Here is a 15712-nt window from a genome sequence, read left to right as displayed (position 1 = left end):
GCATCGTAAGCCCGTTCATCGTAAGCGCCGCCCCCTGGTATCTTGGCGGGTGGAAAGTTTGCGGGGCGCTTGCATACGATTCGGCTACCGTGCGACGTATTCCGAAATTTCCCATAAGAGTGCTTGACAATGCCCCGTACGGGTATATACTCGCGTAATCGCATGCCCCCTGGGGGTATGTGCAGGATGGATGCGCCTTCGAGAAAGGACCGTTATGGCAACCGATAAGCGCAACGGCGAAACAAGCGCGCCCGTTGCCGGTGCGTGCTGCTGCCGTCATAAGGACACGCCGCGTTCGGCTGAGTTGCAGGATGACTTGCAAAAGCGGCTCAATCGCGTGATAGGCCAGCTCAACGGCGTGAAATCAATGATCGACGACAACCGCTACTGCGGCGACGTGCTCACGCAGCTTGCGGCGGCGGAAAGCGCCGTGCACAGCGTTTCGGCCATTATGCTGCGCAATCACCTGGAAACATGCGTGGTCGAGCAAATAGAGCGCGGCAACACGGAAGTTATCGACGAGGTCATGCAGCTGCTGAAAAAGTTCTCGCGTTAACGCGAAGGGTCGATGCGTAGGGCCAGTGCGTAGGGCCGCTGCGAACGCCTGACGCGAACGGCTGTCGTGAACATCCGCTGCGAACGGCCGGCGCGCAGGGTCATTGTCGCCCGAAACGTACGGAAAACGGCCCGAAAGCGTACGTTTCGGGCGACAATGGGTTTTGCGAGCCCCTCGCAGTGTCTCGGCGCCCTGTGCTCGCGGAGCGTCGGGCTGCGGAGCGGGCGCTTCGGCACGCGCCGGAAAGGAATGCAAGATGAAGCAAACATTTGACGTGACGGGCATGACCTGCGCGGCATGCTCGGCTCGAGTGGAAAAAGCCGCCCGGGCGGTGGGCGGCGTGCAAGGCGTGTCGGTCAATCTTCTTAAAAACAGCATGGACGTGACCTACGCCGACGGTGTATCGGCTTCGGACGCGGCCGCTGAAGTGAGCGCCGCCGTGGAAAAGGCCGGATACGGGGCTTTTCCCCGCGTCGAGCAAGGCGGCGCTTCGGGCGGTAGTCGGGCTCGCGCTGCTCAGGCGAGCCCCGTTGTCGACGCGGCCGCCGAAGCGGCGCACGTGCGGATGCGCTTGGTCGTGTCGACGGCGTTCACGGTTCCGCTGTTCTACCTGAGCATGGGGCACATGCTCGGTTGGCCGTTGCCGGCGTTTCTGCTCGGCGAGGCGAACGTCATTCCGTTCGCGCTTACCCAGTTCCTCCTGCTCCTTCCCGTGGCGTTCGTCAACTTCAAGTTCTTCCGCGTGGGGTTCAAGGCGCTTTTCCACGGTGCGCCGAACATGGACTCGCTCATAGCGCTGGGTTCGACCGCCTCGGCGGGGTACGGCGTGTACGCTCTGTATAAAATGGGGTACGCGCTGGGAGCGGGGGACTTGCATACGGCGCATGCGGCGTCCATGGATCTGTACTTCGAGTCTGCGGCCATGATCCTGACCCTCATCACGCTGGGCAAGTACTTCGAGGCGCGGGCGAAAGGCAAGACCACCGACGCTATCGCGAAGCTCATGGATCTGGCTCCCAAGGAAGCCGTGCGCCTGACGGACGGGCGCGAGGAGCGCGTGCCGGTGGAAGAGCTGCGCGTGGGCGACGTGCTGGCGGTCAAGGCGGGCGAAGGCGTGCCCGTGGACGGCATCGTGCTCGAGGGTGCGGGTACAGTGGACGAATCGGTCATCACGGGGGAGAGCGTTCCGGTTGAGAAGCGGCCGGGAGATGCCGTGACCGGCGGTGCCATGAATCGAACGGGCTGGTTTTCCATGCGCGCGGACCGTGTGGGCGACGACACCGTGCTCTCCGGCATCATTCGGCTGGTGGACGAGGCTACGTCCACGAAAGCCCCTATCGAGAAGATCGCCGACCGAATATCGGGCGTGTTCGTTCCCGTGGTCATCGTGATCGCCGCGGCGACGTTCGTTGCGTGGACGGCGTTGGGATCTCCGCTCGAAACCGCGCTCTCGCATGCCGTTACGGTGCTGGTGATTTCGTGTCCGTGCGCGCTGGGATTGGCAACTCCCACGGCTATCATGGTGGGCACGGGCCGTGGCGCGCAGCGCGGCATCCTGGTTAAGTCGGCGGAGGCGCTTGAGACCGCCCATGACGTGAAAACCGTCGTGCTGGACAAGACGGGTACCGTCACGCGCGGTGAACCGAGCGTGACCGACGCGCTGTGCGCACCGGATGCAAGCTCGGGTGATCTGGCTCGGCTTGCGCTGTCTATCGAGGGCCGCTCGGAGCATCCGCTGGCGTTGGCCGTCGTCGCGTGGGCCGAGCGGTGCGGCGTTCAGCGTCTTGCCGTAGAAGAATTCGCGCAGGTGCCGGGCGGGGGCCTGACGGCCGTTGTGGACGGCATGCCTGCATTGGCCGGCAACGACCGGCTCATGCGCGCGCAGGGCGTGGACGTTGCCTCTTTGGAAGCTGACGCGCAGCGTTTCGCCGACGCGGGCAAAACGCCGCTCTTCTTCGCGTGGGACGGTCGGCTGGCGGGAGTTTTGGCGGTTGCCGATACCGTGAAGCCTGCGAGCGCGGCGGCGCTGGCCGAGTTGCGGGCCATGGGCATTCGCACGGTCATGCTGACCGGAGACAACGAGCGCACCGCTGCGGCCGTTCAGCGCGAAGTGGGGGCCGATCAGGTCATTGCGGGGGTGCTTCCAGATGGCAAAGAACGCGAGATCCGGCGCTTAGCCCGCCAGGGGAAGGTTGCCATGGTGGGCGACGGCATCAACGACGCGCCCGCGCTTGCGCGTGCCGATGTCGGGATAGCTATCGGAGCCGGTACGGACATCGCTATCGAGAGCGCCGACGTGGTGCTCATGAGAAGCGACGTGCTCGACGTGCCCGCAACCATTCAGCTTTCGCGCGCCACGCTGCGCAACATCAAGCAGAACCTGTTCTGGGCGCTTGTCTACAACACGGTATGCATTCCCGTGGCAGCCGGTGCGTTCGCGTTCGCCGGGATCAACCTCAATCCCATGATCGCGGCGGCGGCTATGAGCATGAGCTCGGTGTGCGTGGTGGCCAACGCCCTTCGGTTGCGCAGGTGGGAGCCGCGCTTCAGTCGGACGGCAACGGCGGCGGCCCGGCAGGCTGCCGATCAGCAAAGCGAATCGGGCGGCGTCGAGGCACCCGAAAGAAAGGAGACAGCCATGGAAAGAACCTTGCATGTGGAGGGCATGATGTGCCCGCATTGCGTCGCGCACGTGAAGAAGGCCCTCGAAGGGGTGGAGGGCGTCGAGGAGGCTATCGTGGATCTGGAAGCAAAGACCGCTGTTGCGAAGCTTGGGAAGGACGTGCGCGCCGAGGATCTTGCTGCCGCTGTGGCAGATGCCGGATACGAAGTGACGAAGGTCGACTAGCATTGCGGGAAGGGAGCCGCCGTTCGCAAGGCTTCCTTCCCGCGTTAACAGCCTACGATGATCTCGCGCAGCGCGCTGATCAATTTCTCGTTGTCTTCGCGCGTGCGCACGGCCACGCAGAAGTAGCGGCCGTCTTCAAGGCCCGGCGTGCTTTCCAGCTTGCGAATCAGGAAGCCGGCAAGCTGCAGTCTGCTGGCAAGCTCTTCGGCGCTTGCAACGCCTAACGTCATGTCCGGTCCTGCGTCGAAGGTGCACATGACGTAGTTCGCTTCCGCGGGGAAAATGTCGATACCGGGAATAAGGTTGAGCATGCACTGAAGCCAGGGAATCTCCGAATCCAGGAATTCGCGGGTGCGCTCCAGGTGCCCTACTTCGGTCAAGGTCAATTCGCCGAGCACTTCGGCGAACATCGGAACCGCGGAGCTGTCGTAGAAGCGCGCGATCTGCGCGATGGTGTCGGGGTGCGCTATGCAGTAGCTGATGGGCACGCCCGGCATGGCGAAGGGCTCGCAGAAGGAGCGAACCACCACCAGGTTGCGATGTTCGGACGTGAGCTCGACCATGCTCTCGCCGCCGAGCGTAAGCTCGATGGATCGTTCGTCCACCACCACCCACGTGCATGCCTCCAGGTACGACAGCAACGTCGGCTGCGGCAAGAGGCGGCTGGTGGGGTAGCCCGGGTTGGCCAGCACGGCCGCGTCGAAGTAGATGCCGTGTCGTTCGGCTGCGGCGGGATCGGGAATGACGAATCCTGCCGGGCTGGTAATCTCGACCACGCGATGCCCGGCGTTTCCCGCTGCCAGCGCATACTCGGCCGGTCCCGGCACCGTGACGCCGACCGTGCAAGGCTGGTAGGTTTGGGCAACCGCCCGAACCATGTCGCCGACGGTCGATCCCACGAGAAACGATGCCACGGGCAGCCCGAACCTGCGCGCAAGCACGCTGCGCAGCGTATGGGCCTCGCGGTCGGGCGGGTAGTTCAACTGTCCGGCGGCCAACGCTGCTTCCATAGCTCGTATGAACGTAGGGGGAGTGCCCAAGGGGTTCGCCGTGCCCGAAAAGTCTATCCAGTTCATTTCGGTACGCAACTCGTAGGGCGGAGAGAGCAGCTGCTCGGGAAGCGCGGTCACGCAGTCGCGTACGCACCCGCGCGCGACGGTTTCATGCAGCGCCATCGTCCCTCCTTTCCGACTGTCGTCAACGAACCGCAAATGGATTCGACGTCGAAATCCAGGTGAGCGTTTGAAGCGGGCGTTCGAATGCGTCGCATCCATGCCTTCCTTAAAAGGCAGGGAATGAACATCCTAGCACAAGTTCCCTACGTGCGCAGGGGACATGGTAGACTAATTGCGACCATGAATCTTTCGGGTGAACATACCGATTCGACTTGCAATGGAGACCAGGACTCCTCGATGCTTCTGGCTCCCTGGGAAGGCCCTGCCATCCTTCTGGTTGATCTGGACGCGTTCTTTGCTTCGGTCGAGCAGCTGGACCATCCCGCCTGGCGCGGCAAGCCTGTTATCGTGGGCGGCGACCCCGACAAGCACGGCGTGGTGTCCACCGCATCCTACGAGGCTCGGCCGTTCGGCGTGCGCAGCGCCATGCCCTCGTCAACGGCGAAGCGCCTGTGCCCGCACGCTATCTGGACGCGCGGGCATTTCGATCGCTATCGGGCGATCTCCAATCAGATCATGGATATCCTGAAAGCCGAAACCCCCCGCGTGCAGCAGGTGAGCATCGACGAGGCGTTCATGGACGTGACGCCGACCGCCGTCAATTGCGAGCATCCGGTGCTCGTGGCGCAGCGCATCCAGGCGCGTGTGGAAAAGCTAGGTGTGACCTGCTCGATCGGCGTTGGAGCCTCCAAGACGGTGGCGAAGATCGCTTCCGACATGGACAAGCCGCGCGGCTTGACCGTGGTGTATCCGGGAAGCGAGCGGGACTTCCTGGCGCCGTTGCCCGTCAGGGTTATGAGCGGCATCGGGGCCGCGGCCGAGGAGAAGCTGCGCTCGCGAGGCATCGTCACGCTTGGACAGCTGGCTGCAGCCGACGAGGCCATGCTGGTAAGGATGCTGGGCAAAAACGGTCGCGTCATGCACATCCGTTCGCTCGGCGGCGACGATGCGCCGGTCGAGCAGGACGATGCGGTGAAGTCGGTGTCCAACGAAATGACGTTCGCACACGATTTGGTCGATCGGCAAGATGTGGAAGCGGCCATTGCCACCATGGCCGCCAAAGTGGGCCGTCGTTTGCGTCGCAAAGGGCTTGTCGGACGCACGGTTGGCCTGCGGGTCAAATTCGACGATCGGAGCGTGCGCTCGGTTCAGCGGCGGCTGCCGAACCCCTCCGACGACGAGCTGGCTTACACCCCGATCCTGTACCGCATGGTGGACGAAGTGTGGCGTCCGGGCATGCCGGTTCGCTTGATCGGCGTCGCGATGACCGGGTTCGACGCGAACGCCGCCGTGCAGGAAAGCTTGTTCGACCTGTCCGACGCCGCGCCGTCGGACGACGATGCTGTGCCCGTCATCAAAGACGAGGGCAAGCGCCGGGGTCTTCTTGACGCCACCGATCTTGTGCGCAACCGGTTCGGCGAATCGGCCGTGCGGTTCGGACACGAGCTGCGCAACGAGAAGAACACCACCGGCTCGTCAAGCAAGAACATCGCAGACTACAAGTAAAAGCGCATCCGAAGCGCTGCGTCGAGGAAGGGCGGACGCAACGGGCTGATTCGCATTGGGAAGCGGGCGAACGAAAAGGCCGACGGGGCGTCCCGTCGGCCTTTTGGCAAGTTTCGTTTCGCGGAAGGGCTTAGCGCTTGTCAGCCAAGAAGAACAGCGCCATCGTGCCCGGTCCGGAGTGCGCGCCGATCACCGGATCCACGTAGTTGATGACCACGTCTCGCACGCCGAAGCGCTCTTTGACCTGTGCGGCAACGTACTCCGCATCCTCCAGGCAGTCGCCGTGCGTGATGAACACCATCTGGTCCTCGATGGGCTTGAGCGCCGTTTTCTCCATATGGTCGATCAGGGCGTTGAGCGATTTCTTGCGCCCGCGCACCTTCTCCATAGGCACCAGATGCCCGTCGTCGTCCACGTGCATGACCGGCTTGATGTTGAGCATCGTGCCTGCCCAAGCGCTCGTTTTCGACACGCGCCCGCCACGGAACAAGAACATGAGGTCGTCCACCGTGAACCAGTGGGCAAGCTTCAGCTTGTTGGCTTCAACCCAATCCCTGACCTCTTCGATGGCGGCGCCTGCGCGAGCGCGCTGCACCGCGTGCCACACCAGCAGGCCTTCGCCGCCGGAGGCCGCCAGCGTGTCCACGGAGAGCACCGTACGGTCGGGGAACTCGCCGGCAAGCTGGCCCACCAGAAGCTCCACGGCTTCGTACGTGCCGGACAGGCCGCTCGAGAATCCCAGGTACAGGACGTCGCGGCCCTGCTCCAGCAGGCCGCGCATCAGCTGCTCGGTGTCGGCCAGGTTCGGCAGGGAGGTTTTGAACACCTTCCCCTCGCGCATCATGGTGTAGAACTGCGATAGGTCGGTGTGCTCGCCCTTGAGGTAGCTTTGGTACACTTCGTCCTCGCCATCGACCATGAAAGTGAGGGGCAGGACGTGCAAGCCGAAATCGTCGATCATCTCTTCGACGAGGTTGCTGCTTGAATCGGTGACGATTTCGAAGTTCATCGACATAGTCGCTTCCTTCCTGAAAAGCCAAGCGAACGGCATGTTCGGAAACAAAAGCCGCTCGCTTTGAATTGCAAACACAAGAAGTATACCGGTTCGCGCGCTTTCCTATGTCGCAATTTTGAAAAGTGCGATCGAACTCGCCGTATCCTGCCTTGCTTCCACTATACTATAGCGGTTTGCAACGATTGAAATGAGCGGCGGGCCGCAGGGGATCTTTGGGTCTGCGCGCCGCATGCATCTTGGACTCTTGAGGAAAGGTACGGCATCCCGTGGCCAATACGTACAAGGAAACGATGAACCTGCCCAAGACCGACTTCGCGATGCGGGCGAACTTGCCCGAAAGCGAGCCGAAGCGTCTTGCGAAGTGGGAAGAGGAGCGCATCTACGAGCGCGTGCTGGAAAAGAACAAGGACGGCAAGCCCTTCATTCTGCACGACGGCCCCCCGTACGCCAACGGCCCCATTCACATCGGCCATGCCTTCAACAAGATCCTCAAGGACTTCGTGAACAAGTCTCACGCGCAGCGCGGCTTCTTCACGCCGTACGTGCCCGGTTGGGACTGCCACGGCCAACCGATCGAGCACATGGTGGAAAAGACCCTCGGACCTGAGAAGATGGCCAAGATCGACCAGCCCACGCTGCGTCGCCTGTGCCGCGAATGGGCCGAGAAGTACGTCGACATCCAGCGCGACGGGTTCAAGCGCCTGGGCGTCAACGCCGACTGGGATCACCCCTACCTCACGTTCACGCCGAACTACGAGTCCGGCAACGTGGAAGTGTTCAAGCAGATGTACCTGGACGGGTCGGTCTACCGCGGCCGCAAGCCCATTCACTGGTGCAAGCGCTGCCATACCGCGCTGGCCGAGGCCGAGATCGAGTACTCCGACGAAACGTCGCCGTCCATCTTCGTGAAGTTCAAGCTCGACGTGATGCCGGGCGTGTTCGAGGCCGCCGGAGCCGAGGGCGACGCCTACGTGCTCATCTGGACCACCACCCCCTGGACGCTGCCGGCCAACACGGCCGTGTCGCTTGCCCCCGACGCCGACTACGTCATGGTGCGCGCCGACGGCTCCAACGTGATCTTCGCGCGCGAGCTGGTGGAGCAGGTGGCCGAGATCGCGGGTTGGGAGAGCTATGACCTGGTGCTCGGCGAAGACGGCGAGCCCGTTGCGCTCAAGGGCCGTCAGCTGACCGGCCTGACTTACACGTGCCCCATCCGCCAGGATCTCAAGGGCACCGTCATCTACGGCGATCACGTCACGCTCGATTCGGGCACCGGCGCCGTGCATACGGCTCCCGGACACGGCCAGGACGACTACCTGGTGGCGCTCGAATTCGACGTGCCGCTGCTCATGCCGGTGGACGACAACGGCGTGCTGACCGACGAGGCGGGCCCCTTCGCCGGCCTTGACGTCGAGGCGGCCAACCCGGTGATCATCGAGTGGCTGCGCGAGCGCGGCACGCTCGTGGCCCAGAAGACCATCTTGCACAGCTACCCGCATTGCTGGCGCTGCCACGAGCCGGTCATCTTCCGCGCCACCGACCAGTGGTTCGTGTCCATGGACAAGAACGCGCTGCGCGAGAACGCCCTGAACGCCATCGAGAACACGGTGGAGTGGATTCCCGCGTGGGCGAAGAACCGCATCGGCAGCATGGTGGCCGACCGTCCTGACTGGTGCATTTCGCGCCAGCGCTCGTGGGGCGTGCCCATTCCCGTTTTCAAGTGCGCGAAGTGCGGCAGCACGGTAGCTACCGAGGAGACGTTCGACGCGGTCATCGACCTGTTCAACCGCGAGGGCGCCGACGCATGGTTCACGCGCAAGCCGTCCGAATACCTGCCCCGCCACGTGAAGTGCGAAACCTGCGGCTGCGGCGAGCTCGTGCCTGAAAAGGACATCCTGGACGTGTGGTGGGAAAGCGGCGTGTCCCATACCTCCGTGCTGAAGCATCGCGAGGCCGAGGGTCTGCGCTTCCCGGCGGACATGTACCTGGAGGGCTCCGACCAGCATCGCGGCTGGTTCCAGTCGTCGCTTCTGACCAGTGTGGGCGCTTACGGCGTGCCGCCGTACAAGTCCGTCATGCATTGCGGCTTCACAGTGGACGGCGAAGGCCGAAAGATGTCGAAGTCGCTCGGCAACGGCGTGGACCCGGCCGACGTGATGGCGAAGGTGGGCGCCGACGTGCTGCGCTTATGGGTGGCCAGCGTCGATTACTCGCAGGACGTGAGCATTTCCGACGAGATCCTGCAGCGCACGAGCGAAGCGTATCGCCGCATCCGCAACACGTTCCGATTCCTGCTGGGCAGCTTGGACGATTTCTGCTTCGAGCGCGACGCCGTTTGCGACTGGGAGGGGCTCGAGCCGATCGACCAGTGGGCGATGGTGCGCACGCAGCATCTGCTTGCCGACGTCGAGGCGGCCTACGACAGCTACCGCTTCCATTACGTGTACCGCAGCGTGTACGACTACATCGTGAACGATCTGTCGGCCGTCTACATGGATGCGACGAAGGACCGCCTGTACTCCGAGGCGCCGAACTCGCCGCGCCGACGCGCCGTGCAGACCGTGCTCGCGAACATCCTCGAAGTGCTCGTGCGCGTGCTGGCGCCCGTCCTGACGTTCACGACCGACGAGGTGTGGGAGCACTATCCGCAGGCCGAGCGCATGAGCGAAGGCCGCCCTGCCAACGTGCAGCTGGCCGGTTGGCCTGAAGCCTCGGACTTCGTGCCCGCCATTCCCGCAGAAGGCGGTGAGCGCATGGCTGAGGACTTCGGCGTGGTGCTGGGCGTGCGCGAAACGGTGACGAAGGCGCTTGAGGACGCCCGCGGCCAGAAGGTTGTGAACAAGAGCCAGGAAGCTGCTGTGACGGTGACGGCTCCGCGCAGCGCGCTCGACGTGCTGGAGCGCTACGACGCCGCCGTGTACGAAGAGCTGTTCATCGTGGCATCCGTAGCGTTCGTCGAAGGCGACGAGCTTGCGGCCGCGGTTGCGCGCACGGATGCGGAGAAGTGCCCGCGCTGCTGGAACTACCGTGTGCTCGGTGGCAACGCAAGCCATCCTGACGTGTGCGATCGCTGCGGCGATGCGCTCGACGCCATCGGCTTCACGGAAAGCGAGTAGGTTTTTGATCGACGACAACAAAGCCCAAACCGACCGTCTCGAGACGCAAGGGACTGTTGCAGGCGCTGCGCACTCGCATCGCCTGCGCAGTGCCCTGATTCTCGGGGCGGCCGGCTTGGCCTGGCTGGCGCTGGACGTGCTCACCAAAAGCTGGTTCACCGCGAACTACGCGGTGGGAGAGGCTTCGGCGAACTCGCTTTGGGGGATCGTGCGCTTTCATCTTGTCCACAACACCGGGGCGGCGTGGGGCATGTTCGGCGACTCCACGTTCGCCTTGGGGGTTATGTCGCTGGTCGTGTGCGCGGTTCTCGTCGTGTATTTGATAGGGTTTTCGCCGACCGCCTCGATGCTTGAGGCATTGGGCCTTGCGCTGGTGGTTGCCGGAGGGTTGGGCAACGCCATCGATCGGTTCGCGTTGGGCTACGTAGTGGATTTCATCGAGCCGGTTTTCATCGACTTTCCGGTGTTCAACGTTGCCGACGTTGGCGTGACCTGCGGGTTCGTTCTGTTTATTGTAGGTTTGCTGATACGCGAACGTCGCATGGGGGCTTTGGCGGCCTCGCATGTCGATCAGGTGCAGGAGGGTGACGATCAATGACGCGCCTGCTGTCCCATATCGTCGCCGCCGAAGACGCCGGCCAGCGCTTGGATGCTCTGCTGGCCGCTCGCGGGCTGTACCCGAGCCGCAGCGCTGCTGCGCGCGCGGTGGATGACGGCGCCGTGTACGTGAACGGCGCGTCCGTTGCGAAGAAGCACGCCGTGGCCGCTGGAGACACCATTGTCTACCAGGTAGAAGACGCAATCGAGGCGGGTCCGTTGGCGGGCCAGCCCATCGATTTGGACATTCGCTTCGAGGACGAGCATCTTATCGTGCTTTCGAAGCAGGCGGGGCTCGTGTGCCACCCTTCCGTCGATCACGATGACGGTACGTTGGTGAACGCGCTCGTATTTCATTGCGGGGCCGAGAATCTCTGCAACGTGCAGGGCGAGGATGATCGGCTGGGCATCGTACACCGCCTCGACCGCGATACGACCGGGCTCATGCTGGCCGCGAAAACCGATGAGGCGGGGTACGCTCTCATGGCCGACATCCGCGATCGCGCCGTCGATCGTCGGTACTTGGCGCTCGTGCATGGCGTTGTTGCGCACGATACGGGCATGGTGGACGCGCCCATTGCCCGCTCTGCGAACGAGCGCACGCGCATGGCCGTACGCGTTGCGCCTTCTGCGCGCGAGGCCATTACCACGTTTCGCGTGCTCGAGCGGTTCGAGCCTCGCGCGAAAGACGACGGCTACACGCTTATCGATTGCAAGCTGTTCACGGGACGAACGCACCAGATTCGCGTGCACATGGAGTACGCGAAGCACCCTTTGGTGGGAGACCCCGTGTACTCGTCCAGGTCTCCGAAGGACGCTTCCGCCGATCTGGGGCTTGACCGGCAATTCCTGCATTCGTTCCAACTTGGCTTCGCGCATCCGGAAACCGGCGAGGATCTGCGCTTCTTCGATGCGTTGCCCGAGGATCTCCAGACGGCTCTTGATACGCTGTCCGACCGAAGCGAAGGTCTTACGGCGGCCGGCCAGGAGGTTTTCGAGGCGCTTTCGCGCTAGAGCGAGGCGCACGATCCGGACGCGGGGTCGGGGCCTTGCGCCCGTTCGCTTCGCGTCACTTCCCGTAGACGCTCATGTTATGGAAGTGCTCCTGCATGTAGGGTTGCGGGAACCATTCGTCTAAAGCACGCTGCTCCCAGGTGACGGCGGGCACGCCCTGCGCCCGCTGGCTTTCGCGATCGAGGGCAAGCACGGTGACGGCAATGTTCAGCGCCATAAGCACGCTTGCTGCGGCGGTCAGCGCTTTTGCCGTCGTGGTTCGCGCGTTCACGCGGGAGAGAGCGCGCTTGACGAGCGGCATTGCGATGCGAACCCACAGAAGCCCCAGAAGGCCCCACATGACGCCGAATGCGAAGTTCGTGCGTCCTCCGATGCTCCCGAACGTGCCGGTGTAATCCCAGGCTATGGCTCCCCAAAGCACTTCCATGAGCCAGCTTGCCGTGTATTCGATCGCGGATCCCAGCACCATCGACACGATGAAGATGATCAAGTTGTGGGAATGATGGAAGCGATTCAAGCTCACTGTGAGCAGCACGGCTCCCATGCCGTAAATGGGGGAAAACGGACCCCAGACCAGACCGGCACGGCTTTCGTAGCTTCCGTACACGATTACATGGAAGATGGTTTCCACGGCAATCCCAAACACGCTACCGGCTACGAACAGCCAGAACAATGTGAAGTAGTCGATCTTCAAATAGCCGAAATTCGGCTTGACCTGTTCGCGGACTTCCTGACCTATCTCCTTGAAGACGCTTGAATTTTGAGGTTCTTTCTCCATTCACCTGCCCTCCGATAAGTCAATGGGCTAAACTATATCAGATTTAGGGGGCTTGAAATTAAACCGTTACACCCCATGTCAATTGCAGGAAGGTGATGAGCATCGTGTCAGCCGGTAGTCGTTGCGGGGTTCTCCTCGTGAATACCGGGACGCCGGCCGAGCCGCGTCCTCGTGCTGTTCGTGCGTATTTGGCCAGGTTCCTGATGGACAAGCGCATAGCTCCGATGAATCGCGTGGCTTGGTGGTTCATCCTGCATCTGTTCATCCTACCCAAGCGTGGGCGCGCTTCGGGCGAGAAGTATGCGAAGATCTGGACTGACGAAGGGTCGCCGTTCACCGTGGCGCATGAGAAGCTGGAATCGGGGCTGAACGCATCGCTTCAGGAAGAGGGCTTCGACGTGATGGTTCGCTGTGCCATGAGCTACAGCGATCCTACGGTGCGACGTTGCGTGAAGCAGATGAAGGCGGCCGGATGCACGCGCTTGGTGGTTCTGCCCCTGTACCCGCAGAGCGCTTACTCCACCACCGGATCGGTCTCCGACAGCGTTGAGCATGCGCTCAAGAAAACGCGTTGGAAGGTCCCGTGCGATTTCATCGACAACTACCACGACCACGTCACGTACATTCGCGCGATAGCGGCTTCCATCGAACACGCGGGTTTTCAGATCGAATCAGACGATCGCCTGCTGTTCTCGTACCATTCGATCCCCCTTGTCGACATCGAAGCGGGGGACACCTATGAGCTGCAGACGGGCGCCTCGAGTTTGCAGATAGCAAGCGAACTGGGTCTTGATCGCAACCGGTGGACTATTGGCTATCAGTGCCAGTTCGACAAGGGCAGGGAATGGCTCAAGCCGTTTTCGCGCGATACCCTGGCTCGATGGGCGGAAGCCAATGTGGGGCGCGTTTTCTACGTTTGCCCGAACTTCGCCGTCGATTGCCTGGAGACGCTTTACGATATCGAGTACGAGCTGAAACCTTTCTATTTCGATCATATTCGCCAGGCGGGGAGGACGCCTGATTCCGATAGTTTCGTATACGTGCCTTGCCTCGACCGCAGCCGAGCGCATTTGCGCGTTTTATCCGACGTGCTGCGGCCGCATATCGAGGAGGCTAATCATGGGTAAAGACGAGGGCCGCTCCGCGGTCGAGCCCGCGCAAAAAACGGTGCTGCTAGGGGTTACGGGGTGCATCGCCGTCTACAAGTCCTGCGAGATCGTTCGCGCGTTGCAGAAGGCCGGCGTGCGCGTGAAGGTCGTCATGACCGAGCACGCAACCGAGTTCGTGGGGCCTACGACGTTTCGCGCGCTTACGCACGAGCCGGTGGCCGTCGGACTGTTCGACGATCCGTCGGATCCCATCCACCATATTTCGCTTGCTCAAGAGGCGGACGTGTTCTTGATTGCTCCGTGCACGGCCAACGTCATTGCGAAGATAGCAAACGGGATTGCCGATGACCTGCTGACCACGACCGCGCTTGCCACCACGGCGCCGTTGGTCATAGCGCCTGCCATGAACGTGAACATGTACGAGAACGGCGCCACGCGCTACAACATTGGAAAGCTTCACATTCGCGGGGCGCGCATCATCGAAGCCGGGGACGGCTACCTTGCTTGCGGCGACGTGGGCCGCGGTCGTTTGGCGGAGATCGACGATATTGTGACGGCGGTGCTCGAGGAGCTGGGCATGAGCCGAGATTTGTCGGGCAGGCACGTCATGGTGACGGCCGGCCCCACGGTGGAGCCCATCGATCCGGTGCGCTACATTTCCAACCATTCTTCCGGCAAGACCGGATACGCCGTGGCGCGCGCTGCTGCCTTGCGTGGTGCGGACGTGACGCTGATCTCCGGCCCGGTGTCCATTCCGGCGCCCGAGGGCGTGCGCGTCGTCCATGTGAAGACGGCGCGCGACATGTTCGCAGCTGCTGAAGAGGCATTCGAAGGCGCCGACATCGCCGTGTTCGCGGCTGCGGTGGCCGATATGCGCCCGAAGCTGGCGGCTGACCGCAAGCTGAAGAAGGGTCAGTCGGACGCGGAGCTGGGCGTGCTGGAGCTGATTGAGAACCCGGATATCTTGGCGACCCTCGGTGCGCGGAAAACGCACCAGGTGGTTGTAGGGTTTGCGGCTGAAACGAACGACGTGGTGGCGAACGCCGAGAAGAAGCTGGTGTCGAAGCGCGCCGATCTTGTGGTGGCGAACCAGGTGGGCGAGGGCAAAGCTTTCGGCACCGACGACAACAAGGTGTGGTTCGTTGACGACGAGGACATCGAGGAGCTTCCGCGCATGTCGAAAGCCCGCTTGGCCGACGCGATCCTGAACAAGGCGGTCGAGTTCCTGCGGTAAAGCGCCGGGAGTTCGAGCTTTCCTGGCCTGCGGGCAAGGGAAGCTCGAACTTTTTAGTGCAAGCGCCAGAAATTTTCAAAAGATGGAAATTCAGGCTTGCAAAGCCTGGGCGATACGGTTAATATAATCTGCGCTGCTTCGGAAGAGCGCGAGTTCGAAGAAGCGAGCATGAACGGGTTGTGGCGCAGTTTGGTAGCGCACTTGACTGGGGGTCAAGGGGTCGCAGGTTCAAATCCTGTCAACCCGACCAGCTATTACAGCAGGTCAGAGGCTTAAGAGCTTCTGGCCTGCTTTTCGTTTGGGGTACCTCGCATGGCGACTATAAGATTTTGCTCGACGCGTTGCTGGCATGGCGGGATTCCCTGCGCTCGAGCCGCCAATGCTCCCTCTGCATATCGTCGAGGGCGTCGTACACGGCCTTCGAGACCTCTACTTCCGCTCTGTTCCCATTGCGCGCGATCGTTATCAGGCACCGGGGATCGGGGGGTTATAGGCAGAAATGTGTGTCTGCGAGCTAATCATAATCGATTCTGTATGGCCCGCTTGAATGAAGGTCGCTCCACCGGACCGCCGTGCCCCATTGGGCGATAGCCCGGTCTTTCTCGCTCGTCTCCGCAGCCGCTCGGTACATCTCCGCGATCGTCGCGTCGGTGGGCATCTCCCGCAGGATGTCGGCAGGGGCCATGAGGCATTCGGTATGCATGTAGCACCACCAGAACACCGCCTTTATGCGCCTGTCGAGCCGAAGCCCCCGGTGCTCGTTC

Annotated in this window: 11 protein-coding genes, 1 tRNA gene and 1 pseudogene; 9 read left to right on the top strand and 4 right to left on the bottom strand. The window is 62.5% G+C overall.

The window, feature by feature from the left end; translation table 11 throughout:
• Positions 1-214: 214 nt before the first annotated feature.
• Both DMP08_RS10895 and DMP08_RS10890 read left to right on the top strand, forming a co-directional pair.
• Positions 215-556, top strand: a complete 342-nt coding sequence (locus tag DMP08_RS10895) for a metal-sensing transcriptional repressor (RefSeq protein WP_123192913.1) — start codon at positions 215-217, stop codon at positions 554-556.
• Between the two features lie 256 nt (positions 557-812).
• On the top strand, positions 813-3404 hold the full coding sequence (locus DMP08_RS10890; RefSeq protein ID WP_123192912.1) for a heavy metal translocating P-type ATPase: 2592 nt from the start codon (positions 813-815) through the stop codon (positions 3402-3404).
• Between the two features lie 44 nt (positions 3405-3448).
• On the opposite strand, the gene DMP08_RS10885 is transcribed toward DMP08_RS10890, so the two are convergent.
• Positions 3449-4579, bottom strand: a complete 1131-nt coding sequence (locus DMP08_RS10885; protein ID WP_123192911.1) for a pyridoxal phosphate-dependent aminotransferase — start codon at positions 4577-4579, stop codon at positions 3449-3451.
• A gap of 237 nt (positions 4580-4816) precedes the next feature.
• Between DMP08_RS10885 and dinB the strand changes: the two genes are divergently transcribed.
• Positions 4817-6085 carry a DNA polymerase IV gene (dinB, locus tag DMP08_RS10880; protein ID WP_123192910.1) on the top strand — a complete coding sequence of 423 codons (1269 nt, stop codon included), beginning with the start codon at positions 4817-4819 and terminating at the stop codon, positions 6083-6085.
• A 130-nt stretch (positions 6086-6215) separates the two neighbouring features.
• On the opposite strand, the gene DMP08_RS10875 is transcribed toward dinB, so the two are convergent.
• Positions 6216-7100 carry a DegV family protein gene (locus tag DMP08_RS10875; protein WP_123192909.1) on the bottom strand — a complete coding sequence of 295 codons (885 nt, stop codon included), beginning with the start codon at positions 7098-7100 and terminating at the stop codon, positions 6216-6218.
• A gap of 266 nt (positions 7101-7366) precedes the next feature.
• Between DMP08_RS10875 and ileS the strand changes: the two genes are divergently transcribed.
• Genes ileS through DMP08_RS10860 form a run of 3 tightly spaced genes read left to right on the top strand, consistent with a single transcriptional unit; the run spans position 7367 to position 11827 of the window.
• Complete coding sequence (gene ileS / locus DMP08_RS10870) at positions 7367-10216, top strand: isoleucine--tRNA ligase (protein ID WP_123192908.1); 2850 nt, start codon at positions 7367-7369, stop codon at positions 10214-10216.
• Positions 10217-10220: 4 nt separating this feature from the next.
• Positions 10221-10814, top strand: coding sequence for a signal peptidase II (gene lspA / locus DMP08_RS10865; RefSeq protein WP_244596951.1), 594 nt, complete (start codon positions 10221-10223; stop codon positions 10812-10814).
• On the top strand, positions 10811-11827 hold the full coding sequence (locus tag DMP08_RS10860; RefSeq protein ID WP_123192906.1) for an RluA family pseudouridine synthase: 1017 nt from the start codon (positions 10811-10813) through the stop codon (positions 11825-11827). The genes lspA and DMP08_RS10860 overlap by 4 nt, the downstream gene beginning before the upstream one ends.
• 55 nt (positions 11828-11882) lie before the next feature.
• Here DMP08_RS10860 and DMP08_RS10855 read toward each other — a convergent pair whose 3' ends face one another.
• Positions 11883-12605 carry a putative ABC transporter permease gene (locus DMP08_RS10855; protein WP_123192905.1) on the bottom strand — a complete coding sequence of 241 codons (723 nt, stop codon included), beginning with the start codon at positions 12603-12605 and terminating at the stop codon, positions 11883-11885.
• A gap of 95 nt (positions 12606-12700) precedes the next feature.
• Here DMP08_RS10855 and hemH point away from each other — a divergent pair, with 95 nt between their 5' ends.
• The 3 genes from hemH to DMP08_RS10840 all read left to right on the top strand — a co-directional run bounded on the left by hemH (position 12701) and on the right by DMP08_RS10840 (position 15198).
• The gene (gene hemH / locus DMP08_RS10850; protein WP_123192904.1) at positions 12701-13732 is read left to right on the top strand and encodes a ferrochelatase; all 1032 of its coding nucleotides are present in this window, start codon (positions 12701-12703) and stop codon (positions 13730-13732) included.
• A complete protein-coding gene (coaBC, locus tag DMP08_RS10845) occupies positions 13725-14948 on the top strand; it encodes a bifunctional phosphopantothenoylcysteine decarboxylase/phosphopantothenate--cysteine ligase CoaBC (protein WP_244596950.1) in 1224 nt (407 codons plus the stop codon). The genes hemH and coaBC overlap by 8 nt, the downstream gene beginning before the upstream one ends.
• A 173-nt stretch (positions 14949-15121) precedes the next feature.
• A tRNA-Pro gene (locus DMP08_RS10840) sits at positions 15122-15198 on the top strand.
• Between the two features lie 264 nt (positions 15199-15462).
• Here the strand turns inward: DMP08_RS10840 and DMP08_RS10835 are convergent.
• Positions 15463-15712, bottom strand: a pseudogene (locus tag DMP08_RS10835) (IS256-like element ISEle1 family transposase); the annotation flags it as partial.

It is taken from the genome of Paraeggerthella hongkongensis, assembly GCF_003726035.1.
In the GTDB taxonomy this organism is placed as follows: domain Bacteria; phylum Actinomycetota; class Coriobacteriia; order Coriobacteriales; family Eggerthellaceae; genus Paraeggerthella; species Paraeggerthella hongkongensis.
The sequence above is the reverse complement of the archived record's forward strand: the minus strand, read 5'-3'. Positions and strand labels throughout refer to the sequence as shown.

Coding starts and splice junctions, on each gene's coding strand:
- DMP08_RS10895 (WP_123192913.1), top strand. CDS start 215: ATGGCAACCGATAAGCGCAACGGCGAAACAAGCGCGCCCGTTGCCGGT.
- DMP08_RS10890 (WP_123192912.1), top strand. CDS start 813: ATGAAGCAAACATTTGACGTGACGGGCATGACCTGCGCGGCATGCTCG.
- DMP08_RS10885 (WP_123192911.1), bottom strand. CDS start 4,579: ATGGCGCTGCATGAAACCGTCGCGCGCGGGTGCGTACGCGACTGCGTG.
- dinB (WP_123192910.1), top strand. CDS start 4,817: ATGCTTCTGGCTCCCTGGGAAGGCCCTGCCATCCTTCTGGTTGATCTG.
- DMP08_RS10875 (WP_123192909.1), bottom strand. CDS start 7,100: ATGTCGATGAACTTCGAAATCGTCACCGATTCAAGCAGCAACCTCGTC.
- DMP08_RS10860 (WP_123192906.1), top strand. CDS start 10,811: ATGACGCGCCTGCTGTCCCATATCGTCGCCGCCGAAGACGCCGGCCAG.
- DMP08_RS10855 (WP_123192905.1), bottom strand. CDS start 12,605: ATGGAGAAAGAACCTCAAAATTCAAGCGTCTTCAAGGAGATAGGTCAG.
- hemH (WP_123192904.1), top strand. CDS start 12,701: ATGAGCATCGTGTCAGCCGGTAGTCGTTGCGGGGTTCTCCTCGTGAAT.
- coaBC (WP_244596950.1), top strand. CDS start 13,725: ATGGGTAAAGACGAGGGCCGCTCCGCGGTCGAGCCCGCGCAAAAAACG.